At 44.8% G+C, this 748-nt stretch carries 1 protein-coding gene; it reads right to left on the bottom strand.

Going from position 1 to position 748, the window contains the following annotated elements:
* Nucleotides 1-34: 34 nt before the first annotated feature.
* On the bottom strand, nt 35-748 hold a 714-nt coding region (locus LRP81_RS23135; protein WP_230505552.1), incomplete at its 5' end, for an IS110 family RNA-guided transposase.

Here is a 748-nt window from a genome sequence, read left to right as displayed (position 1 = left end):
ATTTTAATTAAGGATAGCGATGACGTTTCTTACGTCATTCTTTCACGCCCCTTTCAGGCGTAAAGAGTTGGTGACTACGTAGTAGCGCATCCACCAATCGCACAAGTTTTCTTGCGGTTAGAACGAGTGCTCGTTTGTGTTGATGTTTTGGTACTTCACTATGCTTCTTCGCGTAATATGCCTGGTAGTCCGGTACATGCCTTCGTACAGAGTTGGCGGCTTCAACTAAGTAATACCGCAAGTACTGGTTCCCATTACGTGAAAGAGATGTATCTTCAGCGGTGAAGCGCCCAGACTGATGTTTTCTCCAGTATAACCCAGCGTATTTCGCTATTTTGGTTTCATCCTCAAATCGCTCAATTTGGCCGATTTCAGCGATGATACCTGCAGCGAATACAGGTCCAATACCAGGAATAGATTCAAGCGTCTGGGTCAAACCAGCCATGATTTTCTTAATGGCTTTATCGATCTCTTTGATTTGCTTTTGGAAGGTACGAATTACTTCAATGGAGGTGCCTAGGATGACATCCATGGAGTCCTCCACCACTTTGTCCAAACGGTACGAAGATCGCACAGCTTTCTGAATCGATGCAGCTACACATTCAGGATCGCCAAATCGATTTTTCCCATTCTCTTGTAGAAATGCAGCGAGTTCTTCAAGAGGCATGTGGGCAAGCTCTTCCAAGCTGAATTTCTCTAGAAACAACTCCATCATGGCGTTACCAAAGACGGAGGAATCTACTTCTTG

Source organism: Sutcliffiella rhizosphaerae, from assembly GCF_917563925.1.
Taxonomy (GTDB): Bacteria; Bacillota; Bacilli; order Bacillales; family Bacillaceae_I; genus Sutcliffiella_A; species Sutcliffiella_A rhizosphaerae.
The sequence above is the reverse complement of the archived record's forward strand: the minus strand, read 5'-3'. Positions and strand labels throughout refer to the sequence as shown.